Source organism: Variovorax sp. 05T418 (assembly GCF_056396385.1).
Genome location: NZ_JBFTLJ010000020.1, coordinates 27,810 through 50,598, shown reverse-complemented (window position 1 = coordinate 50,598; position 22,789 = coordinate 27,810). Strand labels below are relative to the sequence as shown.

The 22,789-nt window shown below is 68.1% G+C and carries 22 protein-coding genes; 9 read left to right on the top strand and 13 right to left on the bottom strand.

The window, feature by feature from the left end; all coding sequences use genetic code 11:
• Positions 1 to 233 precede the first annotated feature (233 nt).
• Positions 234 to 1,220 (top strand): JmjC domain-containing protein, encoded by a 987-nt coding sequence (locus tag AC1DMS_RS28375; protein WP_012745169.1) that lies wholly within the window; start codon positions 234 to 236, stop codon positions 1,218 to 1,220.
• 99 nt (positions 1,221 to 1,319) lie between these two features.
• On the opposite strand, the gene AC1DMS_RS28370 is transcribed toward AC1DMS_RS28375, so the two are convergent.
• Positions 1,320 to 1,607 (bottom strand): hypothetical protein, encoded by a 288-nt coding sequence (locus AC1DMS_RS28370; protein WP_018903414.1) that lies wholly within the window; start codon positions 1,605 to 1,607, stop codon positions 1,320 to 1,322.
• A 302-nt stretch (positions 1,608 to 1,909) separates the two neighbouring features.
• Between AC1DMS_RS28370 and AC1DMS_RS28365 the strand changes: the two genes are divergently transcribed.
• The 3 genes from AC1DMS_RS28365 (at position 1,910) to AC1DMS_RS28355 (ending at position 4,419) form a co-directional block, all read left to right on the top strand.
• Positions 1,910 to 2,422 carry a hypothetical protein gene (locus AC1DMS_RS28365; RefSeq protein WP_012745171.1) on the top strand — a complete coding sequence of 171 codons (513 nt, stop codon included), beginning with the start codon at positions 1,910 to 1,912 and terminating at the stop codon, positions 2,420 to 2,422.
• 129 nt (positions 2,423 to 2,551) lie between these two features.
• Complete coding sequence (locus AC1DMS_RS28360) at positions 2,552 to 3,040, top strand: hypothetical protein (RefSeq protein WP_478182018.1); 489 nt, start codon at positions 2,552 to 2,554, stop codon at positions 3,038 to 3,040.
• A gap of 131 nt (positions 3,041 to 3,171) precedes the next feature.
• Positions 3,172 to 4,419, top strand: coding sequence for a metallophosphoesterase (locus AC1DMS_RS28355; RefSeq protein WP_012745173.1), 1,248 nt, complete (start codon positions 3,172 to 3,174; stop codon positions 4,417 to 4,419).
• A 15-nt stretch (positions 4,420 to 4,434) separates the two neighbouring features.
• Here AC1DMS_RS28355 and AC1DMS_RS28350 read toward each other — a convergent pair whose 3' ends face one another.
• Positions 4,435 to 4,935, bottom strand: a complete 501-nt coding sequence (locus AC1DMS_RS28350; protein WP_012745174.1) for a polyhydroxyalkanoate granule-associated phasin — start codon at positions 4,933 to 4,935, stop codon at positions 4,435 to 4,437.
• 204 nt (positions 4,936 to 5,139) lie between these two features.
• Between AC1DMS_RS28350 and AC1DMS_RS28345 the strand changes: the two genes are divergently transcribed.
• Positions 5,140 to 5,715: an acyloxyacyl hydrolase gene (locus AC1DMS_RS28345; RefSeq protein ID WP_012745175.1), complete on the top strand. Its 576-nt coding sequence runs from the start codon at positions 5,140 to 5,142 to the stop codon at positions 5,713 to 5,715.
• Here the strand turns inward: AC1DMS_RS28345 and AC1DMS_RS28340 are convergent.
• From AC1DMS_RS28340 to AC1DMS_RS28330, 3 genes are read right to left on the bottom strand one after another with little or no spacing between them, the layout of a single operon-like run.
• Positions 5,712 to 6,683 carry a lysylphosphatidylglycerol synthase domain-containing protein gene (locus tag AC1DMS_RS28340; protein WP_062363862.1) on the bottom strand — a complete coding sequence of 324 codons (972 nt, stop codon included), beginning with the start codon at positions 6,681 to 6,683 and terminating at the stop codon, positions 5,712 to 5,714. The two genes, AC1DMS_RS28345 and AC1DMS_RS28340, sit on opposite strands and share 4 nt — an antisense overlap.
• Positions 6,680 to 7,948, bottom strand: coding sequence for a cardiolipin synthase ClsB (clsB, locus tag AC1DMS_RS28335; RefSeq protein WP_012745177.1), 1,269 nt, complete (start codon positions 7,946 to 7,948; stop codon positions 6,680 to 6,682). Before clsB ends, AC1DMS_RS28340 begins: the two co-directional genes overlap by 4 nt.
• 33 nt (positions 7,949 to 7,981) lie before the next feature.
• On the bottom strand, positions 7,982 to 8,764 hold the full coding sequence (locus AC1DMS_RS28330; RefSeq protein WP_018903409.1) for an endonuclease/exonuclease/phosphatase family protein: 783 nt from the start codon (positions 8,762 to 8,764) through the stop codon (positions 7,982 to 7,984).
• 211 nt (positions 8,765 to 8,975) lie between these two features.
• Between AC1DMS_RS28330 and AC1DMS_RS28325 the strand changes: the two genes are divergently transcribed.
• On the top strand, positions 8,976 to 9,404 hold the full coding sequence (locus AC1DMS_RS28325; RefSeq protein ID WP_012745179.1) for a hypothetical protein: 429 nt from the start codon (positions 8,976 to 8,978) through the stop codon (positions 9,402 to 9,404).
• 92 nt (positions 9,405 to 9,496) lie between these two features.
• Here AC1DMS_RS28325 and AC1DMS_RS28320 read toward each other — a convergent pair whose 3' ends face one another.
• The 8 genes from AC1DMS_RS28320 to AC1DMS_RS28285 form a co-directional block, all read right to left on the bottom strand.
• The gene (locus AC1DMS_RS28320; protein ID WP_478182017.1) at positions 9,497 to 10,075 is read right to left on the bottom strand and encodes a Spy/CpxP family protein refolding chaperone; all 579 of its coding nucleotides are present in this window, start codon (positions 10,073 to 10,075) and stop codon (positions 9,497 to 9,499) included.
• A 149-nt stretch (positions 10,076 to 10,224) separates the two neighbouring features.
• On the bottom strand, positions 10,225 to 11,316 hold the full coding sequence (locus tag AC1DMS_RS28315; RefSeq protein ID WP_012745181.1) for a flavodoxin family protein: 1,092 nt from the start codon (positions 11,314 to 11,316) through the stop codon (positions 10,225 to 10,227).
• A 75-nt stretch (positions 11,317 to 11,391) separates the two neighbouring features.
• Positions 11,392 to 12,291, bottom strand: a complete 900-nt coding sequence (locus AC1DMS_RS28310; RefSeq protein ID WP_012745182.1) for a pirin family protein — start codon at positions 12,289 to 12,291, stop codon at positions 11,392 to 11,394.
• 56 nt (positions 12,292 to 12,347) lie between these two features.
• Positions 12,348 to 13,100: a GNAT family N-acetyltransferase gene (locus AC1DMS_RS28305; protein WP_012745183.1), complete on the bottom strand. Its 753-nt coding sequence runs from the start codon at positions 13,098 to 13,100 to the stop codon at positions 12,348 to 12,350.
• Positions 13,097 to 14,371, bottom strand: a complete 1,275-nt coding sequence (locus AC1DMS_RS28300) for a biosynthetic peptidoglycan transglycosylase (RefSeq protein ID WP_012745184.1) — start codon at positions 14,369 to 14,371, stop codon at positions 13,097 to 13,099. The genes AC1DMS_RS28305 and AC1DMS_RS28300 overlap by 4 nt, the downstream gene beginning before the upstream one ends.
• Positions 14,372 to 14,381: 10 nt before the next feature.
• Positions 14,382 to 14,951: a hypothetical protein gene (locus AC1DMS_RS28295; RefSeq protein WP_012745185.1), complete on the bottom strand. Its 570-nt coding sequence runs from the start codon at positions 14,949 to 14,951 to the stop codon at positions 14,382 to 14,384.
• Positions 14,932 to 15,861, bottom strand: a complete 930-nt coding sequence (gene xrtQ / locus AC1DMS_RS28290; protein WP_012745186.1) for an exosortase Q — start codon at positions 15,859 to 15,861, stop codon at positions 14,932 to 14,934. The genes AC1DMS_RS28295 and xrtQ overlap by 20 nt, the downstream gene beginning before the upstream one ends.
• An 18-nt stretch (positions 15,862 to 15,879) precedes the next feature.
• Entirely contained in the window at positions 15,880 to 17,955 is a 2,076-nt protein-coding gene (locus tag AC1DMS_RS28285; protein WP_436288282.1) for a VIT and vWA domain-containing protein, read from the bottom strand.
• Positions 17,956 to 18,165: 210 nt separating this feature from the next.
• On the opposite strand from AC1DMS_RS28285, the gene creD reads away from it, so the two are divergent.
• The 3 genes from creD (at position 18,166) to AC1DMS_RS28270 (ending at position 22,789) form a co-directional block, all read left to right on the top strand.
• Positions 18,166 to 19,647, top strand: a complete 1,482-nt coding sequence (gene creD / locus AC1DMS_RS28280; RefSeq protein WP_278878961.1) for a cell envelope integrity protein CreD — start codon at positions 18,166 to 18,168, stop codon at positions 19,645 to 19,647.
• A gap of 48 nt (positions 19,648 to 19,695) precedes the next feature.
• Positions 19,696 to 22,104: a penicillin-binding protein 1A gene (locus AC1DMS_RS28275; protein WP_478182016.1), complete on the top strand. Its 2,409-nt coding sequence runs from the start codon at positions 19,696 to 19,698 to the stop codon at positions 22,102 to 22,104.
• Between the two features lie 79 nt (positions 22,105 to 22,183).
• Complete coding sequence (locus AC1DMS_RS28270) at positions 22,184 to 22,789, top strand: hypothetical protein (protein ID WP_369663887.1); 606 nt, start codon at positions 22,184 to 22,186, stop codon at positions 22,787 to 22,789.

Sequence of the window (22,789 nt, the reverse complement as noted above, 5' to 3'; positions counted from 1 at the left end):
CCGGGCGTTTTTTTGTTTCTTCGAGCCACAGGCCCGCCAACCTGCCACGCGCGCCAACCCACTCCGATAGCCCTTTAGTCGCCCATAGGTACTTTCACCAATAAGCCCTGTTTTGTCAGGCAAAAGTCAGCAGTTAATCTCAGAATTGAGTTCCAAAGTATTACTTTTGCTCGCGGACTTTGCCTTGACCTTGTTTGAGGGAAAAGGCGCCCAGAAGCGATCTGGAGGGTGCGATGTGCGTCACCAGCATGAATTCCGTCGGGGCTTCGGAAACGACGTATCGGGTGTGGACGGACGATCCCGGCAGCTTCTCTACCCAGAGGATCACGCCGATGCACCACAACTTCCACGAGCATCCGCTGTTCCAGGTGCCCGAACTCGTGAGGCTCGGGATGGAACTCTCGAAGCTGGACCAGTGCAGGTTCATGAACCCCGACAGGACGGTCGCTTCCAGGCTCGCGCACGACAGCCGGCCGCCCGACGGGCGCAGCATCGCGGAATTCTTCAAGCGCGTGGAGGAGCCAGGTTCGTCGGTGGCCTTCTACAACATCGAAGTCATCCCGCGCTACCAGGCCCTGCTGATGTCGGTGGTGAATTCGATGCGCTCCCTCGTCGAGCGCGAGCAGCCGGACATCTTCAGGGTGAACGGATTCGTTTTCTTCTCTGCGCCGCCTTCCGTCACGCCCTTTCACATCGATCGCGAGAACAACTTCTGGCTGCAGTTGCATGGCCACAAGATCCTCAACGTCTGGGACCACCGCGACCGCAGCATCGTGCCGGCGGAAGCGGTGGAGGATTTCATCGTCACGCAGTCGCTCCAGAAAGTGCGCTTCAACCAAGCGTTCTTGCCGCGCGGGCTGGAATTCGATGCGCAGCCCGGCGATGCCGTCTATTTCCCGAGCACCTCGCCCCACATGACGAGATCCACGGCCGACCGGGCCGCCACCCCTGGCGGTCGCCTGTCGATCTCGATCGGCGTGACCTTCTACACCGCTTCGACGCGCAAGGTGGCACGCATTCACCAAGTGAACCGGCTGATGCGCAAGTGCGGAATGTCTCCCTCCTATCCGAGCGAATCGCCCACCGCAGATACCGCCAAATCCGCCGTCGGTGGCTTGGTGGGCGCCTGCCGCGCACGGCTCGGCGCTGCGCGGGCCCGGTTCATCTGCATGACCTCGGCGCGGCGAGTCAAGCATGCGCCGCCGCCGGGCTCCTACTGAAACACCCGGCCATTCCGCCGATCATTCGCCCGATCAGCGGCAGCCCAGGCGGAACCGCCCGGAGTTCAGCCGCCTCTTTCAGCAAATAGGCGGCCTGGCTCAAATGGACCGGTGGACGTGAACGCGGCCTCTGCCTGCGCTCCGCTCGCCCCGGCCACCGTGCATCATTTGCGCGACGCGTGCCAGCCCGCCGGTTCCGCTGGCCGCGCGGCCGACCAGCGCACCGCCAGCGGCGCCCGCCAGCAGGCGGCGCGCCAGGGAGTGGCTGCGCCCCGCGGTCAGCAGCAGCAGGACACCTGTGCCGAGCACGGCAAGGTGCTCGCCCGGGAAGCCGGGCCGCCGTGCGTCCTTCCGCTTGATTGCCTCGATCCTGGATCCAATGGTCATTTGAAGCTCCTTTCTGCTGTACGAACTTTCTTCATAACCAGCGGCACGGTGCACCTCTGTAGGCGCCGATGACGTGCACCGCGTCGAATCGGGCCCACAGCGGCGGCTTCTCAGGGTTTTCACAGGGAGGAGCCTCCGAAAGGGCGCCGACGCCCGTCACACGTCTGTCATCAGCTATTAAAACAATAGCGTTCAGTCCTTCCCCGAAGATCCTTCCTCGTAAACGCTATATCTAGCCCGACTCTTGCTAAGCAAAATCCTCGACGGATTTCACGTCACCCCATGATCGAGGACTCGAAGCAATGAACCTTATGCGTCTGCGGCAGCCGATGGCTGCATTGGTACTGGGCGGCACAGCAGCATTCTTCGGGGCGATGACATCGGCCCATGCGTTCTCGAACCCGCCCATCCAGATGGCGCAGGGCGTCGAATACATGTGCGGCGGCACGAACAAGGCCGAGGCGGCCTTCATGCAGATGGTCTCGCCGCGCTGGGCAGCCACCATCGAGTTCGGTATCAACGACAGCGCGCAGCGCGGCAGCTTCCCCGCGCGCGCGGCGGTCCAGGTGCGCGAGAAGTACACGGGCCGCCCCGTGATGGAGGCGCAGTCGCAGGGGCCCTACATGCTCGCGCGGCTGGACCCGGGCGCCTACGACGTGAACGTGACGCTCGGCGGCCTCACGATGACACAGACGCTGACGGTGATTGCAGGCGTGCCGGCCCGGGCAGTGTTCATGTGGCCGTCGAACTTCGACATGGCCTCGGTGATGCCGCCGATGCCGCAGGCGCTCGCGCAGACCTCGGCGGCGCGCTGAGCTTCCTCCCTTTCCTTCCCGGCCCGGCCGGGCCTGGACCTTTTCGTTAAGCCTTGCCTAAGCCGTGCGCCGCACAGTGGCGCACGTGGCCTTCCCCGGCCACGCAGACAAGGAAGAAAGGACCCAGACATGACCCCCCGGATTTCATCGCATGCGCGGCCTCTCGCGGCCGCCATGCTGTGCGGCGCCGTTCTCCTCGCGGCGCTTTCTTCTTCGGCACACGCGACGGTCAACCCGCCGATCCGCATGACGCACGGCATCGAATACATGAGCGGCGGCATCGGCAGCGACGAGGCCAAGCTGATGGAGACGGTGGCGCCGCGCTGGCCGGCCACCTTCGAATTCGCGATCAAGGACCACAAGGGCGCCGAGTTCGCCTCCGACGTGCGCGTGACCGTGCGCGACAGCCATGGCACGGTGCTGCTCGACAACGTGGAGTCGGCCGGTCCGTTCATGGTGGCGCGGCTCGACCCCGGCACCTATGAAGTGGAGGCTCGCTTGCGTGGAAACACGCTCAAGCAGACGCTGCAGGTCAGGCCCGGCGCGCCCGCTCGGGTGGCATTCGTCTGGCCGGCGGGCACCGATATGGCTTCTGCCGGCACGCGCGCGGTGCAGTGACTGGCGAGCGCCGGCCCGGTGGCGGCGCGGCGCAACGGGAGCCTCGCCGCCCGCTTCGACCGCAGCGCACGCTATCCGGCTGCCCGGCGCTATAGAAAAAATAGCGAGGCAGCGGCCGGAGACCGCCTTGAATGCGCGGCATGCGCCTTGCAGATGCCGTGTCCCGGGCCACGCCCGTTCCCATTGCCCCCATGCCGATACGTTCCCTGAGCGTGCTCACCGCGCTCCTGCATGTCTACATTGCGCTGCGGCTGCTGCCCGCGCTGGCCATGCTCACGCCGGCCTGGCCGCTCGCGCTGGCCGCGCTCGCCATCTCGGCCCTGACGATCCCGCTGCCCTTTGTCTCGCGCGGCAGGGAGCGCGGCGCCTCGGCGGGCGAACTGCTCCAGTGGACGGGGCTCATCAGCATGGGCTGGTTCTCCTCGCTGTTCGTGTCGACGCTGCTGCGCGACGCGGGCCTGCTGCTCGCCTGGCTGGCGAGCGTGCTGTTCGGCGCGCCAGTGCCCTGGCATGCCGTGCTGCCATGGAGCGCAATGGCCGTGCTGGTGCTGGCCACGCTGGTGTCGATGGTGGGTTTTCTCAATGCCCGCCGCACCGCGGACGTGAAGCGCGTGGAGGTTCCGATCCGCGGCCTGCCGGCGGCGCTCGAGGGCTTCACGATCGCGCAGCTCAGCGACATCCACGTCGGCCCCACGATCCGCAGCGCCTACATCCAGCGCATCGTCGATGCGGTGAACCGGCTCGGCGCCGATGCCATCGCGATCACCGGCGACCTGGTGGACGGCAGCGTGGCCGAGCTGCGCGAGCACATCGCGCCGCTGGCCGGGCTGCGTGCGAAGCACGGCACTTTCGTGGTCACCGGCAATCACGAGTACTACGCCGGCGCGCACGCATGGATCGACGAGCTGCGCAGGCTGGGCCTGAGGGTGCTGCTCAACGAGCACGTGGTGCTGCAGACGCGCAACGTGCGGGGCGCCCAGAACGACGAAGAGCTGTTCGAGAGCCAGCTGGTGCTGGCGGGCGTGACCGACTACACCGCAGGCCATTTCGATGCCGCGCACGCCAGCGATCCGCACCTGGCGCTGTTCGACGCGCCGCCGCTGGTGCACACGCGGGTGCTGCTCGCGCACCAGCCGCGCAGCGCGACGCTGGCGGCCCAGGCCGGCTACCAGCTGCAGCTGTCGGGCCACACGCACGGCGGCCAGTTCTTTCCGTGGAACCTGTTCGTGCCGATGCAGCAGCCCTTCACCGCCGGGCTGCACCGGCTGCACGACATGTGGGTCTACGTGAGCCGCGGCACCGGCTACTGGGGGCCGCCCAAGCGCTTTGGCGCGCCGTCCGAGATCACGCTGCTGACATTGGTGATGGCGCGCGGCTGACGCACACCCGCGCGCTCAGCCGCGCAGTTCTGCGGCCAGCCGCCGGGCGTTCGAGGTGGCGGCGGCGTGGATCGGCTTCAGTCCTTCGCGTGCGATGCGCACCGCCGCGCCCGAGAGCCGGCTGGCCGTGCCCGCCGCCCGGGCCGTGGCTTGCACGAAGGCGTCGCTGCGCTCCGCGGCCTGCGCCGGCGTGACGCTGCCGGCCATCGACAGAAAGGCTCCGGCACTCAGAATCCATTGCTGCAGCGCGCGGTTCGCCAGCGAGACGTGGCTGCTGTGCCATTGCCGGACCATGGCGGCCCCGGACTGGCCTGCGGCGGCAATTTTTTCATCGCCCATGAGCTGGAACTCCGCGAGATCGGCTGCGCTGGGCGCGAGCCCCGCCTTGGCCATGCGCCCGGTGCGCATCTGGATCACGGAGCCGGAGGACAGCAGCATCTCCTGGGTCTTGAGGGCCACGTCGACCCACAGCATCAGCGGGTTGGACAGGCGGGCGACGGAGGTGAGGGATGGCATGGGGCGCGATCTATGAGGACGGACGAGCCCCACTATAGACGCGAGGCGCGGCAATTGCTGCGCCGCAACAAAACCGATTCCGCAATTCTGTTGAACAAGTCCTACTTTCCGACATGGCAATAGCCTCGGGCCCAGGCGCGGACTGCAGCGGAAAGTAATTATTTCTCTTCTTTTCTTTCATTATTTGCAGTTAACAACCACATCATGAAAACACACAGGTCCGCGTCCCTCGGGGCCGCCGTGTTCGCAGGCGTCCTGAGCCTGCTGGGCGCACCGGCTCATGCGTTCGAAGACAGCGCGCGCGGCTACTACTTCGAGGGCGGCCATGCGCCGCATGGCGACCAGGGCGGCACCGAGTCGGCCACGGTGGGCGTCACGCTGCCGTGGTCGCCGCGCCAGCCGGTGCATGAAGGGGCGCTCACTTCTTACTGGGATCTGTTCGCGAGCCATTGGCATGCGCCGGCCCTGGGCGGCGGTTCGCGCAACTACACGCAGATCGGCGCGATCTACACCTGGCGCTACCGCTTCGACAGCGGCAGTTCGCCGTGGTTTGCCGAAGGTGGCGTCGGCGGCACGGTGATGGACCACCTCTACCGGACGCCCGACCGCAGCTTCAGCACCGCGTTCCAGTTCACCGAAGTGCTGGGCGTGGGACGCAGCTTCGGCGAGAACGGCAGGCACGAACTCACATTGCGGCTGCAGCATTTTTCGAATGCCGGCATCAAGAAGCCCAACCCGGGCGAAAACTTTGTGCGGCTGCGCTACACCTATCACTTCTAGCGCTTCAACGTCGCGGCGTGACGCCAGCGCCGCGCACGCAGCTCGGTGACGAAGTACGCCACCGTGGCCACGCCGAGCGGCAACAGGTAGTAAAGCCCGCGGTAGACCAGCAGCACGCCCAGCAGCCGGCCCTGCGCCACCTCATGCGAGAGCAGCGCAAGGAACACCGCCTCCAGCACGCCCAGGCCCGCCGGCACGTGCGTGACCACGCCGGCCACCGCGGCCACCAGCAGCACCGCGAGCACCGTGTGGTAGGCCACCGCGCCCTGCAGCAGGACCCAGATCACGCTGCCGATCAGCGCCCAGTTCAGGCACGACAGGGCCAGCTGGAGCCAGGCCATCCGAAGGGACGGCACCTTGAACGGATAGTGGCGCAGCCGGAACACGTGCCCGCTGGCCAGGGCGCACAGCACGAAGTAGCCCGCGGCCAGCAGCAGCAGCACCGCGCCCAGGATGCGCAGCCCGCCGTTGCCGACCTTCCATTCGGCCGGCAGCACCAGCGGCCAGAAGCAGAAGGCCACTCCCGCCACCACCAGGTAGCCGAGCCAGTTGGTCAGCATGCTGAAGCCGAGCACGCGCGTGATGGTGCCGTTGGGAAGGCCCAGCCGCGAATAGAGCCGGTAGCGGAACGCCACGCCGCCCACCAGTGAACCGAGGTTCAGGTTGAAGGCATAGCTGATGAAGGTCACGCCCATGACGGTGCGGGCGCCGAGCGGGTGGCGCGTGAGATGGCGGCCCAGCAGGTCGTAGGTGCTGTAGGTGGCAAAGCTGCCGGCGGCCAGCGCACCGGCCAGCCACAGCGTGGCCGCGGGCAGCGCGCGCATGGCGTCGAACACCTCCTGCCAGTCGATGGCACGCGCCTGGCTCACGAGCAGCCAGGCGATCAGGCCGAAGAAGGCCCAGACCGCGATGCGCCGCAGCCAGGGCCACCAGGGCCGGTGCGCGGGCTTCGCAGTGGAGATGCTCATGCCGCTTCCGTCGGCGTGGCCCCGTTGTCGCCGGCGCCTTCGCGCTTTTCGCGCTTCTCGGCAAGCTCGATGGCTTCGGCCGGGGTGAGGCGCGGCACCTGCCGCGGCAGCCAGCCGAGCCACGACGGATACCAGCGCAGGAAGTGGAAGATGAAGAAGCTGCGCACCAGCCGCCAGCCGCTCCATCCGCTCTCCAGGTCGGCCTCGCCGATCTGCTGGCAGCTCTCGCGCATGAGCTTGTCCATGCGTTCCCACAGCAGCTGGTTGAAGGCCCTGCCACGCGCAAACACGTTGGCCTCCAGGTTGAGCGACAGGCTCAGCGGATCGAGATTGCTCGAGCCGACCGTGGTCCATCCGTCGTCCATCAGCGCGACCTTGGCGTGCAGCGGGCGGTCGCAGTATTCGTAGATGCGCACGCCCGCATGCAGCAGGTGGTGGTAGAGCATGGTGGCGGCCGTCTTGACGATCGGCATGTCGGGCTCGCCTTGCAGGATGAGCCGCACGTCCACGCCGCGCCGGGCAGCGCGGCGCAGCTCCTTGATGAGCCTGTAGCCGGGAAAGAAATACGCGTTGGCAATCACGATGCGCTTGCGCGCGGCGCGGATCGCGGCCAGGTACTCGCGTTCGATGTCGCTGGTGTGGCGGCGGTTGTCGCGCGTGATGAGCACCGCCTCCACATCGCCGACGGACTCGCGGTCGACGGGCGGCGCCTGCTTGAGCCGGCGGCGGAACCAGCGCGGCCCCTTGTCGCCGAGCGCGATGGCGCGCAGCACGAACTGGTGGATCTGCGCCACGACGGGTCCGCGCAGCTCCACCGCGTAGTCCTGCTTGGCCTTGGGCCCGTAGTCCAGCAGGTGGTCGGCCGAATAGTTGATGCCGCCCACGAACGCGAGTTCTCCATCGACCACCACGATCTTGCGGTGCATCCGCCGAAACACGTTGAGCCGCTTGCCGAGGACGGGTTGCCCCGGATCGAACACCCGCACCCGCACGCCCACGGCGCTCAGCTGCGAGATGAATTCGCGCGAGAGATCCGGCGAGCCGAAGCCGTCGACCAGCAGATCGATCTTCACGCCGCGCTGGGCCGCCGAGCGCATGGCGGCATGCAGCGCCAAGCCGACCTTGTCCTCGAACAGGATGAAGGTCTCGATGATGACTTCGCGCTGCGCCCCGCGAATGGCATCGAACACGCGCGGGAAGAACTCCTCGCCGTTCTCGAGCAGCGCGATGCGGTTGCCGCCCACCCATTGGCCGACGTTATCCATGGCGTTCACCACAGGTCATGGCTCGTGTCCGCTTCAAAGATCAATGTTCGCCACCAGCGGCGCATGGTCCGACAGGTGCGACCAGGGCTTGCGCGGCAGCACCACGGGCGCATGCACGCCCGCGTTGCGAACATAGATGCGGTCCAGAGGCAGCAGCGGAAAGCGCGCCGGAAAGGTCTTGGCGGCCGAGCCGTTCGCATGCACGAAGACCTCGCGCAGCGCGGCGCCTTCCTCCAGCACCTGGTGGGCGCGGCCGCGCCAGTCGTTGAAGTCGCCTGCGACGATCAGCGGCGCGTCGGCCGGCACCTCGTCGCGCACGATGTGCAGCAGCAGTTCGAGCTGCTGCTGCCGGTGCGCCTCGGCCAGGCCGAGATGTGCGCAGATCGCGTGGACGTCGACCGTGCGGCCCGGCAGGCGCAGCACGCAATGGAGCAGGCCGCGCTTTTCGGGCCCGGCCACCGACACGTCATGGTTGCGGAAATGCACGATCGGAAACTTGGACAGCACCGCGTTGCCGTGATGGCCCCTCGGGTACACGGCGTTGCGGCCATAGGCGAACTGCGGCCACATGGTGTCGGCCAGGAATTCGTAGTGCGGCGCCTCGGGCCAGTTGTTGACCTTGCGCGAGTGGCGCGAATGGGTGCCGAGCACTTCCTGCAGAAACACCACGTCGGCTCCCACCGTGCGCACCGCGTCGCGCAGCTCCGGCAGGATGAACTTGCGGTTGAGCGCGGTGAAGCCCTTGTGGGTGTTCACCGTCATGACCTTGAGCGAAGTCGGCGCCGCGGCGGCAAGTGGAATCGGTGAGGAAGACATCGGTGTTGTGGTTGTACGTTGCCGCGCCCGGCGCGCCTGTAGGAACGCGCCACCTTCTTTGCCGCCTTTCGCGAGGCGACGGCCGGCTCCTACAGGCAGGCCTGCCGCACCCCGACACGGGCCGCATGGGGGGCCTCCTACGGTGGTTTTCAGGCCGCAGCAAAAACAAGCCGGCGGTCCTCTTCATCATCATTTTTTAAAGGAACGCACCATGAAGCACGCAATCCTTCACGCCACGGCGCTGGCCGGCCTGATGGCCGCGGCCGGTGCCGCCATGGCGCAAGCCACGTCGATACCTGCGCAGCCGGACCCCGCCGTGAGCGGCCAGGCCAGCACGCAGACGCCCTCCGGCGTGCCCAACCCGCCGCAGCGCCCCGACGCCAGCATGCCGGTGTCGCGCGAAGCCGTGAAGGCCGAGGCGCGCGCCCACAACCGCAACAACGCCAACAACCCGGTGCCCAAGGGCGAGGCCAGCACCACCGTGAATGCGCAGCCGAACGCGATGCCGCAACCCACCGGCGAAATGTCGCGCGCCGAGGTGAGCCAGATGGCCCGCAAGACCAAGCCCCGGTTCGGCCAGCCCGGCGAGCGGCCGGACGTGCCCACCAATCCGTCCGAAAGGACCGGCACGCCCCAATAGCCGTCCATGTACGAAGAAAGAAAGCCCGCGGTGCTCGAGGCATCGCGGGCTTTTTCATGCGTGGGCGCCGGTTCCGGCGCCCCGGCGGCGGGTCAGCTCTTGGCGGGTGCTGCCGAAGGTTGCCCGTCAGCGCCGCCGTGGCCGTGGTGGCCGCGGTGGCCATGCATGCCGACATGCACCGTCTCCGCGTCGAAGGTCTTCTGCTGCTCGGGCGTCAGCGCGGCATAGAAGGCCTTGGTGGCTTCGGTGCGCTTGGCGAACCTGGCGCTGCGCTCGGCCTGGCGGGCCTGCATGCGCTCCAGGCGCTCGGGCGTGGTGAGCTTGGCGAATTCCGCGCGGTCCATGCGCTGCGTGCGGGCCGGCGGCTGGCTGGCCGCTGCGAAGGTGGTCCACGCGCTTTCCTGTCCGGCATTCAGCTTGAGCTTTTCCTTCAGCGCGGCAAGCCGCTTGGTGCGGTGCTCCTGCATGCGCTCCATGCGCTGGGCCGGGTCCATGCGCTTGTGCTGCGCCTTGGGTGCCGCGCTGCCCTCGGCCTGCGCAACGGCGGCCGTGGGCGTGGAAGGCGAAGTGCCGGGTGCCGCCGGGGCCTGTTGTGCGAAGGCGCCCGAAGAGGCGAGGGCGGCCGAGCCCAGAAGGCTGGCCCAGACGATGCGTTGGCGAAGAGAGATCATGAGAAGTGCTTCCTTTCGAAGAAGCCCGCCGCCAAGGGGCAGCAGGTGAGACGAAGTGTGGAAGACCTCTGTATCGGCCAGGTGAGCCGCAAGTGAGCCTGCGTAAAGAATCATGAACGGGCGCGCGGCTTCCGGCGGCGCGGCATGCCTCATTTGAGTCGCGGCGGCTTCAGCCCGCGGTCGGGCGCCTGCAGCTTGCCCGCGCGCAGTTCGCCCACGGCCAGTGCCACGGCACGGGCCACGTTGCGCACTTCCTCCTGCACGCCTTCGTCGGCATCGAGGCTGTCGTGGCTGGTGGCGTAGGGCTCGTAGTAGCCGATGTAGCGGTCGAGCCGGGCCTGCGCACCCGCGTCGATGAGGCCCATCCAGTCGAGCCAGTCCGACAGGTTGCGCCGCACGCTCTCGGCGCCGGCCACGTCGCCGTGCACCACCAGGCCGTAGACCCGCCCCGCCAGGTGCTTGGGATAGCCCCAGCCCTGGAGTTCGAGGGCCTTGGCTTCGTCGGGCTTCTTGCCGTGGGTGCTGGTGGGGTCGGGGTTGCCGCCGTCGGCGCACACCAGCCGGTCGGTCATGAGCTTGAGCGGGCTGGCGGACTGGTACCAGTGCGTGGGCGTGAACAGGATCACGCCGTGCGCGGACACCCAGCGCTCGTAGATCTCGTTCATCCAGTCGCCGGTCTGGCGCAACGCATGGTTGGGATAGCAGCTGCAGGGCCAGTGGCACAGCGGCATGGCGGTGGACACGCAGCCCTTGCAGGGATGGATGTGGCGCCCGTAGTCGGAAGCGAGAAGGCTCAGGTCGAGCACGTCGACCTCGATGCCGCAGCCATCGAGCACCTCGCGCGCGAGTTGCAGCAGCCGCCAGCTCTTGGATATCTCCCCCGGACAGGTGCCGTCGTTGCGCGGCGAGCCGTTGACGAGCAGCGCGCGCGAGCGCGTCTGCGGGCTGCCCCAGGCGGCCTGCGCGGCGTCGATGCGCGCCCTGGCTTCGAGCCAGTCGACCGAAAGTTCGTAGTCGGGGTCGGCATGGCCCGGACCTGCCTTGCGCGTGACGGGCGACTTGCGGCCCTGTTCGTAGGCCTCCCATGCGATGAGCTCGATGCGCCGCAGCGCCTCCTTTTCGGACTGGAAGGCGGGGTCCTGGAAGGGCTGCATGAAGCGCTCGTGGAACTGGTCGCGCTTCAGTGTTTCGGGCGCCTGTCCCTTGCGGACCTCGGGGGCTTTGGTCGTGCGATGCGGCATGGCGGCCAATCTATGCCCCATGCGTGCGCCCGTGACCTGCGGGCGATGCCGATTTTCGGTAGGCCTGCGACTACATCAGGCCCCGAACTTGCCGCTCTGGAAGTCCTGCACGGCCTCCTTCAGCTGCTCCTGCGTGTTCATCACGAAGGGGCCGTACTGCGCGATCGGCTCGTGCAGCGGCTTGCCGGCAATCAGCAATGCGCGCGCCGGGCTGTGGTTGGTGGCCCCGGCGCGCAGCACCACGCCGTCGCTGCCGGGATCGTTCGCCAGAATGGCCATGCGGCGCGTGGGCACCTCGCTGCCCGCGATCCACACCGACTCGCGGAACGCATAGACGAGCGCGTTGTGGTCGTCGGGCAGGGGCTGGGCGAACTCGGCGCCGGGCGGCAGCGTGATGTCGAGGTACAGCGGCTCGGTGTGCTCGCGCCGCACCGCGCCCTCGATGCCGTGGCTCGCGCCCGCGATCACGCGCACGTGCACGCCCGCGGCGGTGGTGTATTCCGGAATCTCCTCGCTCTGGATGTCGCGATACCAGGGCTCGCGCATCTTGTCCTTGGCCGGCAGGTTGAGCCAGAGCTGGAAGCCTTCCATCAGGCCGTCCTCCTGCTCGGGCAGTTCGCTGTGGACGAGGCCGCGGCCGGCCGTCATCCATTGCACGCCGCCGTTCTGCAGCAGCCCTTCGTGGCCGGCGCTGTCGCGGTGCCGCATGCGGCCCGCGATCATGTAGGTCACGGTTTCGAAGCCGCGGTGCGGATGGCTCGGAAAGCCGCCGATGTAGTCACCCGGGTTGTCGCTGCCGAAGGCGTCGAGCATCAGGTAGGGGTCGAGCCTTTTCTGCAGCGGCTGCTGCAGCACGCGGGTGAGCTTGACGCCGTCGCCATCGCTGGTGGAAACACCGGCCACGATGTGGTCGATGCCGCGCGGCGTGGCCACGGGATCGGTCGGGTGGTTGGCGTGGTGGTTTGCATTCGTCATGCAGCCATGGTGGCACTAACGGCCCGACCGCGCCACCCGGTAGGAATTGCCCGTCTTCAGCGCGGCCACTGCTGGCGCTGCCAGTAGCGGTACTGCCACCGGGTCGAGAAACCGGCGCGCCGGTAGAGCGCATGGGCCGCCAGGTTGTGCGCGTCGACCTGCAGGAACACCTGCTCGAAGCCGCGCGCGAGCGCCGCCTGCGCAAGGCCTGCCAGCACGCGCCCGGCGAGGCCCCGGCCGCGCTGCGACTGCTCGGTCCGCATGCCGTGCACGCTGGCCCATCCGTGGCCGAAGGCCATGGCGCCGGCCGCGACGGTCTGGCGGCCCTCGCGCACGCTGGCATAGAGCGAGCCCTGGGCGCGCGAGAGCGCACGCACGCGGTGGGCGCCGTCCACCGGATCGAAGCCTTCGCCAAGGAACAGGGTGGCCCAGGCGTCGTCGGGCGCCAGGTCGACATCGGCCAGCGGGGCGCCGGCCGCGGCCACCTCGCGCATGCGCCGTGCGGAGCCGACCTGCACGCAGGTCGGCGAGTCGCCGACGTAGTGCCGCTGCTCCAGCTCGGACTGCAGCGCCACGAAGGAGGGCACATCGGCCAGGCGGAAGGCGGGCACGAAGTGCCGGCGGTCGTAGCGGTCCTCGATGCGGTCGATCGTGCGGCCGGCGACCGGCTCGCGGTGCAGCGGCACGGCCGACCTGGCGCGCTTGACGGTGCCGTCGTCGAAGGGCAGCAGCCAGCCGTCGAGCTCTTCGACGACCAGCGGCGACACGGCGGCCACGGTGGCGCGCTCGATGGCCTCGACCTCGTTCATGGAAAGGCCTCCGGTGCGGTGAATCTGGCAGCCGCCACGCTCTTGAGCAGCGACTCGCGCTGGTTGCGGCTGATGCCGCGCACGCTCTCGGCGACCCACTTGGTGCGGTCCGGGTCGATCTGTCCGTCGCGCCGCCATTGCTCGAGCACCGCCTGCGGCTTGTGCAGCATGGACGCGAGCCAGACCGCCTGCGCGGGCTCCAGGCTGCGCGCGGAACGCTTGAAATAGCGCCGGGCGGCGGCTTCGGCGCCGCACAGGTTGCCGCCCCACGGCGCGTTGTCCAGGTAGAGCTGCAGGATGCGCGCCTTGCCCAGGGTCTGTTCCATTTCGACCGCGTAGAGCAGCTCGCGCAGCTTGCGTTCCGCGGTGCGGTCGCTGCCGGTCACCAGCATCTTGGCGAGCTGCTGCGTCAGCGTGCTGCCGCCGCGCTTGGGCTGGCCTTCCTTCTGGTTGTTGTCGATCGACGCGACGATCTCCGTCAGGTCGTAGCCGGCGTGGGTGAAGAAGCGCTGGTCTTCGGCCGCGATGACGGCGCGCGCCAGCCAGCTGTCGTTGGCCAGCTTCGACGGCGCGCCGCAGCTGGTGCGCGCGCCCAGCATGGCTTCGGTGCCCAGTCCCTCGACGGTGAACTGGCTCACGGTGGGCTGCACCGCGAACGTGGCCTCCGGCAGCATGACCTGCCCGCGCAGCGCCAGCGTGCCGCCGATGCGCGCGCGCTGCAGCTCGGGCAGGCTGGGCGCGAGCACGGCATACCAGCGGGCAATGGGCGCGTCCTTGATGTCGACGCTGAGCTGCAGGCCCTTGCCCTTGGGCACCAGCTGTCCTTGCCACTGGCCCTGGAGCACGGCGGCGGCCTCGGCGCTGCGCGGCGTGGCCTCGATGGTGCCGGCCAGCGTGTTGCCTTCGCGCTTCACGGTGGCGACCAGGCCTTCGAACACGATCGGCTGCGTGCCGAGCGCGGCAACCTCGGCGCTGCAGGGCGAGCAGCGCACTTCGAGCACGCCCGCCGCGTCCTTCCAGGCGAAGTGCAGGGTGCCGAAGCGGCTGTCGAATGAATGCCCGTCCAGCCGCGGCGCGAACCAGGACGACGTGGCCAGGCGCACCGCCGTGGGCACGCCCACCGCAAAGCGCAGCGGGCCGGCCTCGACCGTGGTGCTCCACTCCCCCGCGGCCGGTGCAAGCACCAGTTTTACTATCAGGAAGATAGCAACGCAGGTTGTCACGACAAGGGCCAGCAGCCCGTAGATCACGAATCGCAGAAACTGTTTCACAAAACTCTCATCACATCGGCCTCGCCACCGTCACAGCTTGCCACGGACCGCTCGAGCGTCCACTGGCCGCCGCCCAGTACCAGGCTGAAGTGTCGGTGAAAGCCGTGCCTTCGGCATCGACGATGCGCTCACAGACACGGATCTTTTGCGCACTGTGCCGTTGCGCAACAAAACAGCGCCACAGCCGCTCCTGCGCGTCGCGCTCGAGCCGCGCCTGTTCAATGCGAAAGCCCAGTGCGCGGTAGCAGTCGGCCGCCGGATGCAGCATGCGCGTGGGGGCGTTCACCGCGCGCATCACGATGGTCTGCGTGCCGTCGGTCATGCGGCCGATGGCACCCGGAAAGCGGTCGGCAAAGCGCTGCTCGACGTCGCCGAGCGCCAGCGGCCGCAGTGGAACGCCGTCCCACTGGCTCGGCCATTCGTGCGAGGCCATGGCCATCGAGGGTTCGGGCGGCGCACGCAGCGCCGCCGCGGTCGACCACAGCATGCACAGCAGCATCAGGAGCGCAAAGGCGGTCTTGTGGCCGATGCGGTTGATGAAATGGTTGGCAAACAGGACTTCAAAGAACCGTGTCGACATGGCGGCCTCCTTGCGTGGTGATCAGGCCCGGGATCGGCCGGTCGGCGAACGCGGGCTCGGTGCGCACCGGCACCATCAGGCGGGCGATGCCGCCGCACACCGCGGCCAGAATCAACAGCCCGAGCAGGTTGTGCGCCCAGGGCGCGAGCGGATGGCCCGCGCCTTCGAACGCGATCAGCATGCTGTTGCGCAGGATGTTGCCGCCCAGCACCATGAGGCCGACCATCGGCAGCCGGCGCAGGAAGCCGCGGTCGCTGCGGCGGGCCCAGAGCGCCACCGCGCAGGCCGTGAAGTAGCCGAGCCACACCATCTGCACGCCCGAGCACGGCGCGTCGACGATCACCAGCCGGCCATCGACCACCAGGCTGCTTCCCTCGCGCGCCACGCTGAAGCCCGGTGCCAGCAGCCAGCGGCTCGCCTCGGCCGTGACCACGCGCAGCGGATAGCCCGCATAGAACTGCAGCGACGACAGCAGCGGCAGCGCGAGCACCGCCAGGCCGGCCACCGGCAGCGCGGCGACGCGCCGCGGCAGGAAGGCCAGCAGGCCGCAGGCCAGCGCCAGCACGGCCACCAGGCCCGTGGCGAGCGGCGGCAGCGCGGGCAGGGCGCCGAGCCCCGTGCGCAGCGCGGTCGCCAGCACGGTGCCGGCGCCTGCCAGTGCCAGCCAGCCCAGCTGCGGCGCAGCGCGCAATTCGCGCCGGCAATGCCAAGCCAGCGCGGCCAGGGCAGCCAGTGCCAGCAGGCCCAGCGGATCGTCGGAACCGTCGCGCAGCCGCCGGGCCATCCAGGCCCAGGTCGGCGCGAGCGCGGCGAATTGCAGTGCGAGCCAGCCGGCAGCCGGTGCGCGGTCGACGTGGATGCCCCAATCCACGATGCGCGGATGGCGATGGGCGAGTGCAGCCAATGACATTTTTTCTTTTCCCCTGGCTCAGGCCGTGAAGCGGCGCGGGTCGTTGCGGCGCGCGCGGCGGCGCAGCATCGCGAGCATCGACAGCACCACGGCAATCGCGCCCAGCGTCTCGGGTTCCGGCGTGCTCGGCACCTCGGCGCCGAGTGCGAGTTCGCTCACGCCCTGCGGCAATGGCAGCGGCTGGTTCACGCCCACGCTGTTCTGCGGCGCGGGGTTGCGCACCACCTTGTCGACGGCGATGAAGCTGGTGTACTGGGTCAGCAGGCTGTACTTCAGGCCGAGCTCGGTGATGCGCTCCTTGAACGCGCTGCCGCCCTCGAGCGTTTCCTGGTCGCTCAGGCTCTGGATGCGGTGGCGCGCCCACAGCGTGCGCAGCGCGGCCGTGTCCTGGCGCAGTTGCGGGTCGATGCGCAGCTCCTGGCGGTACGGGCCGTTGGCGCCCTGGCCTTCGACGATCACGCGGCCCTTGGCCTTGCCCTCCGCGTCCGCGCGCCACTTGCCGAACACGATCACCGGGCGCTCGCCCAGCACGTCGGGCAGTGCCTGCGGTTCCACGTCGTACACGTCGAGCCCGCCGAAAGTCACCTTCACATTGGTGAGCACCGGCGACTCCACCATGCGGCGGAAGCGCGCGGCCTGCTCGGGCGCCTGGATCGGGTCGGTGATGATGAAGGGCTCGCCCATGCCGGCGCGCGCAATGCCTTCCATCAGGCTGCGGTTGACCGACGACCCGATGCCGAAGGCGAACACATTGGCCTTCGAAAGGTTCTTGCGCACCAGCTCGAAAGCCTCGCGCTCCACGCTCACGTAGCCGTCCGTCACCAGCACCACGGTGCGCGAGACCTTCTCCTCCTTCGGCTCGGCGTAGACGCGCTTGAGCGCGGGAATCAGCTCGGTGCTGCCGCTGCCGCCGTAGTTCTGGATGGTGGCCAGCGCCTGCTCGATGTTGGCGCGCGTGGCCGGCACCGATCGGGGCGAGAGCATCTTGTTGCTGCCCGAGAACAGCAGCACGTTGAAGGTGTCGCTGGGCCTGAGGCCGCCAATCAGGCGTTCGAGCACCGTCTTGGCGGTGTCGAGCGGAAAGCCGTGCATCGACCCCGAGATGTCGACCACGAAGATGTAGTCGCGCGGCGAGATCGCGCTGGCGGCCACGGCCTTGGGCGGCTCGACCATCGCGAGGAAGAAGTTCTCGGCGCTGCCATCGGTGTTCTGGCCCTTGTAGAGCATCAGGCCCGATTCGATCCTTTCGCCCGCAAGGCGGTAGTCGAGCACGAAGTCGCGGTTGTCCGCGGGCCGGCCATCGGCCGCGAGCACGATGTCGGCGTGCCGGTCTTCATCGCTCTTCTTCACCTCGATGGTATGGGACGAGGAGCGCACCTCCTTCAGCCCCATGGGCGTGTCGATGCTGGCCTTGAGCCTGAAGCTGGTGTCCGGCGCCACGTCCGCGCGCAGCGTGGGCTGCGCCACCCACTTCGCCTGGGCGTTCTCCGACTGCGGGCTGTTGTAGCGCGGGCCCACCACGGTGGGAAAGACGAACGCGTAGTTGCCCGACTGCGGCACCAGCAGTTCGGTATAGCGCAGCTCCACCTTCACGTCGTCGCCCGGCAGGATGTTGGCGACGTTCATCTGGAACACGTTGGGCAGGTGCTGCTCGAGCAGCGCGGCGGTCTTGCCTTCCTTCTTGGCGCTGTCGTATTCGATCTGCGCCTGCTGCTTCTCGCGGATCTGCGCGGTGATCAGCCGGTCGGCCAGGCGCACGTTGAGACCGCTGACCGCGGCCTTGGTCGAGCCCGGAAAAACATACTTCGCCTCGATGGCGCGCTGGCCTTCGTTGCGGTAGGTCTGCGTGACGGTCACGTCGGCAATGACGCCCGAGATCTTCACCGCCACCTCGGTGGCCTTGAGCGGCAGGCGGTCGACCGCGGGATCGTCGCTCTTCACGAAGAAGTACGGGCTCTCGGTCTTCAGCCGCGGGCCCGGTGCTTCCTGGGCATGCACGGGGTTGAGGCTGAGCGCGACGAAGCCCGCCGTGGCCAGGCTCACGGTGGCGAGCCAGAGCCAGCGGCCGGGACGGGTGGAGGTGTGGGCATCCATGGCGGTGTGGGTGTTGGTGTCCGTGCGAACTTGCACAGCCGCAACTGTCGGCACCGCGCGAGAAGGGAATTGGAAGGCTCCTTGAAGTCCGGCGCGTGGATGCGGCGTTGTGTGAAGCCTGTGTGAAGTCCGCGGGCGGCTGCGCTTCACACGCGCTTCGGATGGCGCAGCGAGCATCGCGGCTTCGACAACCGACGAGGAGAAAAAAACATGTTCCAGTTGCTGAAGGCCCTGCAGGGTTCGATGCTGGTCAAGGTGGCCGGACTGCTGATGCTCACGCTCCTGCTGTGCATTCCGCTGGCCGAGATCAATGCGATCAACCGCGAGCGCGGCAACAGCCAGCGCGAGGCGGCCGCGGAGCTCGCAGCCACCTATGCGGGCCCGCAGACCGTGGTGGGCCCGCTGCTGCTGGTGCCCTATGTGGAGCGCTGGATGGAGCCGGTGCGCAATGCGCAGGGCCAGGTGATCGGCCAGGAGGCGCGCAGCAAGGAAATGACCCATGTGGTGTTTCCCGACAAGCTGCACATCGAAGGTTCGATGGCACCGCACGAGCGCTACCGGGGCATCTTCAGGATTCCGTTCTATACGCTCAGCGCCACGCTGGGCGGCGGCTTTGCGGCCTTCGATCCCAAGTCGGTGGCGCACAGCGAAACCGATTCGCGCATCGAGTTCAAGGCACCGTTCGCCGTCTTCGGCGCGAGCGACCTGCGCGGGCTCGACGGTTCGCCTTCGATCGCGATGAACGGCGAGGCCTTGCGTTTCAGGCAGCGCGTGCCCGGCCTGGCGGATGACGCCCTGCTGGCCGACGGCATCCACGCACCGCTCACCGGCGCCGCGCTCGCTGCATGGGAGGCGAAGGCACCGTTGTCCTTCGAGATGAAGCTCGGCCTGGTCGGGCAGGACACGCTCTCGATGGTGCCGATTGCCGAGGAGACCACCGCCCATCTGAAGTCGCCCTGGGCGCATCCGAGTTTCGGCGGCCGTTTTCTCGCCACCCAGCGCGAAGTGACGCCGCAGGGCTTCGATGCGCACTGGCGCGTGTCTTCGCTCGTGACCTCGGCGCGCGAGCAGGTGCGCGCCGGGCTGCCGGGCCGCGGCGATGCCGCCAGTGCCGCAACGGCGGCGGCCGTGGCTGCAACCAGCCATGCGCAGCGCAACCTCGGCCCCCTGCAGACCTTCGACGTGTCGCTCGCGCAGCCGGTCAACGTGTATTCGATGAGCACGCGCGCCGGCAAGTACGGCGCGCTCTTCATCGGCCTGGTGATCATGGCGGCCTTCATGTTCGAGCTGTTCCGCAGGCAGCGCATGCACCCGGTGCAGTACGGCCTGGTCGGCCTCTCGATCGCGCTGTTCTTCCTGCTGCTGCTGGCCCTGTCCGAGAAGCTGGCCTTCTGGCTGGCCTATGCCAGCGCGGCCGGCGCGAGCGTGCTGCTGCTGGGCATCTATTTCAGCGCGGTCTTGCAAAGCTGGACACGCGGCGCGGGCTTCGGGGCCTATGTCGCGGTACTCTATGGCGCGCTCTACGGCCTGCTGGCATCGGAAAGCAATGCGCTGCTGCTCGGCGCCCTGCTGACATTCGGCATGCTGACGGTGCTGATGCTCGCCACGCGCAAGGTCGACTGGTATGCGCTGTCGGCCGGGAACCCCCGAATACCCGAGCCGGTCTTACCTGAGGCGGCCGCGTCCGTGTAACCAACGCTACGGACTGTTTTTTTCCTTACCTTTTTGCCACTGATTCCCATGGATGATTCTTCTCCCTCCGCCGAGCCCGCGCGCTCGCAGCGTTCAGCGAAGCTGCGGCGCGCGGCGCGGTGGAGCGCCATCGCGCTCGGCTGCGGCGCGCTGGTGCTGCTGGTGGCCGCCGTCGTTGCGGTGGCCTCCATCTATCCCCGGCTGCCCGACATTTCCGAACTGGCCGACTACCGGCCCAAGCTGCCCCTGCGCGTGTACACGGTCGAAGGCACGCTGATCGGCGAGTTCGGCGAAGAGCGCCGCATGCTCACGCCCTTTGCGAGCATTCCCAAGGTCATGAAGGACGCCGTGCTCGCGGTGGAAGACGCGCGCTTCTACGACCATGGCGGCGTCGACTACAAGGGCTTCGCGCGCGCGGCCGTGGCCAGCCTCAAGGGCGGCCGCAAGCAGGGCGCCTCGACCATCACGATGCAGGTGGCGCGCAACGTCTACCTGAGCTCCGAACGCACGCTGAGCCGCAAGGCCTACGAGATATTGCTGGCGCTGCGCCTGGAACAGCAGCTCAGCAAGGACCAGATCCTGGAGATCTACCTGAACCAGATCTACCTGGGCAACCGCGCCTACGGTTTTGCCGCCGCATCGGAAGCGTATTTCGGCAAGCCGCTACAGAACGTCACGCTGGCCGAGGCCGCCATGCTGGCCGGCCTGCCCAAGGCGCCCGGCGCCAACAACCCGGTGGCCAATCCGCGGCGCGCCCGCGCCCGCCAGCTCTACGTGATCGACCGCATGCACGAAACCGGCTTCATCACCGCCGAGCAGGCGGCCGAGGCCAAGAAGGAAGAGCTGCACCTGCGCGATGCCGCCGACCCGGAGCGGCTGCATGCGGAATACGTGGCCGAGACGGTGCGCCAGATGATGTACGCGCAGTACGGCGACAGCATCTATACCAGCGGCATGAAGGTCTACACCTCGCTGGTCGCGGCCGACCAGGCGGCGGCCTACAGGTCGCTGCGCAAGGGCATCATGGACTACGAGCGGCGCCAGCCCTATCGCGGGCCCGAGCGCTTCGTCGACCTGCCGGACGATCCCAAGGAAGTCGACGAGGCGGTGGACGACGCGCTGGCCGAGCATCCCGACAACGGCGACGTGATGGCCGCGGTGGTGCTGGAGGCGAGCAGCAAGGAAATCAACGCTGTGCGCGCGAACGGCGAAACCGTGCAGATCACCGGCGAAGGCCTCCGGCCTGCGCAGTCCGGCCTTGCGGCGAAGGCGCCGCCGCACATCAAGATCCGCCGCGGCGCGGTGATCCGCGTGGCCCGCACGCCGAAGAACACCTGGGAGATCACGCAGCTGCCCGAAGTGGAGGGCGCCTTCATCGGCATGGATCCGCGCAGCGGCGCCATCAAGTCGCTGGTGGGCGGATTCGACTTCGGCAAGAACAAGTTCAACCACGTGACGCAGGCCTGGCGCCAGCCGGGCTCGAGCTTCAAGCCCTTCATCTATTCGGCCGCGCTCGAAAAAGGCTTCACGCCCGCGACCATCGTCAACGACGCGCCGCTGCACTTCGAGCCGGGCACCCCGGGCGGCCAGCCCTGGGAACCGAAGAACTTCGATGGCGGCTTCGAAGGGCCGATGCCGCTGCGCACCGCGCTCATGAAGTCGAAGAACCTGGTGACGGTGCGCCTGCTGCAGGCCATCGGCGCGCCGTATGCGCAGGAGTGGATCACCCGCTTCGGCTTCGACAAGGACAAGCACCCGGCCTACCTGCCGATGGCGCTGGGCGCCGGTTCGGTCACGCCGATGCAGATGGCCACGGCGTACTCGGTGTTCGCCAACGGCGGCTACAAGGTCAATCCGTACCTCGTCACGCGCATCACCGACCTGCGCGACAAGGTGCTGGTCGAGACCGAGCCGCCGGTGCTCGACGAAAGCCGCCGCGCCATTCCCGAGCGCAACGCCTTCATCATGGATTCGCTGTTGCAGAGCGTGGTGAAGGGCGGCACCGCCGCGCGCGCCTACCAGGCGCTCAAGCGCGACGACCTGTTCGGCAAGACCGGCACCACCAACGATTCCTTCGACACCTGGTTCGCGGGCTTCCAGCCCACCACCGTGGGCATTGCATGGATCGGCTACGACACGCCGCGCCAGCTGGGCGTGCGCGGCGAGACCGGCGGCAGCCTGAGCCTGCCGATCTGGATCGGCTACATGCAGGCCGCGCTCAAGGGCGTGCCGGTCAGCAAGATGGCCGAGCCGCCGGGCGTCGTCAACATCGACGGCGAGTGGTACTTCGACGACTTCACGCCAGGCCACAGCGTGGCCAGCCTGGGCGTGGAGAGCGAGCCGCCGCCGGTGCCGGCCGAAGAACTCACGGGTGTGCCACCGGCCGCCGTCCCGGTGCCGCTGGGCCCGCCGCCGCAGCCCGAAGAGCGCAACCGCATCCTCGATTTCTTCCGCTGAGGCATGGCGGGAAGAAGCCGCAGCGAGTCTCTACACTCGGTGCGGCTTCTTTCGCTTGACCTTCCCACGCTTCTTCCCCATGGAAATCCTCACCCTGGCGACATTGATCGTCGTCGGCGCCTACATCCTCAAGTCCAGGGACCAACGCCAGCGCATCGCGCTGCTGGGCAGCCACCTGGGCCGATACCAGATCGAAAGGCTGATGGAGAGCCTCACCGAAGGCTACCTGCGCTGCCTGGGCGAGGACAACGCCGAGCGGCGCCAGCAGATCTGGAGCCTGCTCGATTCCACCGAGGAAAAGCTCTCGGCCCAGTTCGACAGCTTTGCCGCCGAGTTCGCGCGGGTCGACGCGGCCGATGCGCGCGTGAGCAAGCTGCCAGTGGCCATTCCGTTCGCGCACAGGCTGTTTCCGGCCGCCACCTTCGACCTGCGCCAGGCGCTGGCGATCCACGCGCGCGGCATTGCCGATGTCATGCGCAACGACGCGGGCCGCACGCCCAAGGCCAAGGCCTTCACCATGTCGGCCGAGCTGTTCCTGATGCAGCACACCTGCCACTGGTTCTGCAAGTCGAAGACGGTGGCCTCGGCGCGCATGCTGGCGCGGCACAAGACCTCGTACGAGCAACTGCTCGAGGCCGTGAGCCCCGCAACGCGCCGGGCCTACGCGGCGCTCACGGGCCAGTGA

What these genes read in the sequence shown, in the direction of transcription:
- AC1DMS_RS28310 (WP_012745182.1), bottom strand. Translation starts at nt 12,291, where the DNA reads ATGACGAATGCAAACCACCACGCCAACCACCCGACCGATCCCGTGGCC.
- AC1DMS_RS28360 (WP_478182018.1), top strand. Translation starts at nt 2,552, where the DNA reads ATGACCCCCCGGATTTCATCGCATGCGCGGCCTCTCGCGGCCGCCATG.
- AC1DMS_RS28355 (WP_012745173.1), top strand. Translation starts at nt 3,172, where the DNA reads ATGCGCGGCATGCGCCTTGCAGATGCCGTGTCCCGGGCCACGCCCGTT.
- creD (WP_278878961.1), top strand. Translation starts at nt 18,166, where the DNA reads ATGTTCCAGTTGCTGAAGGCCCTGCAGGGTTCGATGCTGGTCAAGGTG.
- xrtQ (WP_012745186.1), bottom strand. Translation starts at nt 15,861, where the DNA reads ATGTCATTGGCTGCACTCGCCCATCGCCATCCGCGCATCGTGGATTGG.
- AC1DMS_RS28285 (WP_436288282.1), bottom strand. Translation starts at nt 17,955, where the DNA reads ATGGATGCCCACACCTCCACCCGTCCCGGCCGCTGGCTCTGGCTCGCC.
- AC1DMS_RS28295 (WP_012745185.1), bottom strand. Translation starts at nt 14,951, where the DNA reads ATGTCGACACGGTTCTTTGAAGTCCTGTTTGCCAACCATTTCATCAAC.
- AC1DMS_RS28340 (WP_062363862.1), bottom strand. Translation starts at nt 6,683, where the DNA reads ATGAGCATCTCCACTGCGAAGCCCGCGCACCGGCCCTGGTGGCCCTGG.
- AC1DMS_RS28275 (WP_478182016.1), top strand. Translation starts at nt 19,696, where the DNA reads ATGGATGATTCTTCTCCCTCCGCCGAGCCCGCGCGCTCGCAGCGTTCA.
- AC1DMS_RS28370 (WP_018903414.1), bottom strand. Translation starts at nt 1,607, where the DNA reads ATGACCATTGGATCCAGGATCGAGGCAATCAAGCGGAAGGACGCACGG.
- AC1DMS_RS28350 (WP_012745174.1), bottom strand. Translation starts at nt 4,935, where the DNA reads ATGCCATCCCTCACCTCCGTCGCCCGCCTGTCCAACCCGCTGATGCTG.
- AC1DMS_RS28365 (WP_012745171.1), top strand. Translation starts at nt 1,910, where the DNA reads ATGAACCTTATGCGTCTGCGGCAGCCGATGGCTGCATTGGTACTGGGC.
- AC1DMS_RS28315 (WP_012745181.1), bottom strand. Translation starts at nt 11,316, where the DNA reads ATGCCGCATCGCACGACCAAAGCCCCCGAGGTCCGCAAGGGACAGGCG.
- AC1DMS_RS28270 (WP_369663887.1), top strand. Translation starts at nt 22,184, where the DNA reads ATGGAAATCCTCACCCTGGCGACATTGATCGTCGTCGGCGCCTACATC.
- AC1DMS_RS28330 (WP_018903409.1), bottom strand. Translation starts at nt 8,764, where the DNA reads ATGTCTTCCTCACCGATTCCACTTGCCGCCGCGGCGCCGACTTCGCTC.
- clsB (WP_012745177.1), bottom strand. Translation starts at nt 7,948, where the DNA reads ATGGATAACGTCGGCCAATGGGTGGGCGGCAACCGCATCGCGCTGCTC.
- AC1DMS_RS28375 (WP_012745169.1), top strand. Translation starts at nt 234, where the DNA reads ATGTGCGTCACCAGCATGAATTCCGTCGGGGCTTCGGAAACGACGTAT.
- AC1DMS_RS28305 (WP_012745183.1), bottom strand. Translation starts at nt 13,100, where the DNA reads ATGAACGAGGTCGAGGCCATCGAGCGCGCCACCGTGGCCGCCGTGTCG.
- AC1DMS_RS28345 (WP_012745175.1), top strand. Translation starts at nt 5,140, where the DNA reads ATGAAAACACACAGGTCCGCGTCCCTCGGGGCCGCCGTGTTCGCAGGC.
- AC1DMS_RS28320 (WP_478182017.1), bottom strand. Translation starts at nt 10,075, where the DNA reads ATGATCTCTCTTCGCCAACGCATCGTCTGGGCCAGCCTTCTGGGCTCG.
- AC1DMS_RS28325 (WP_012745179.1), top strand. Translation starts at nt 8,976, where the DNA reads ATGAAGCACGCAATCCTTCACGCCACGGCGCTGGCCGGCCTGATGGCC.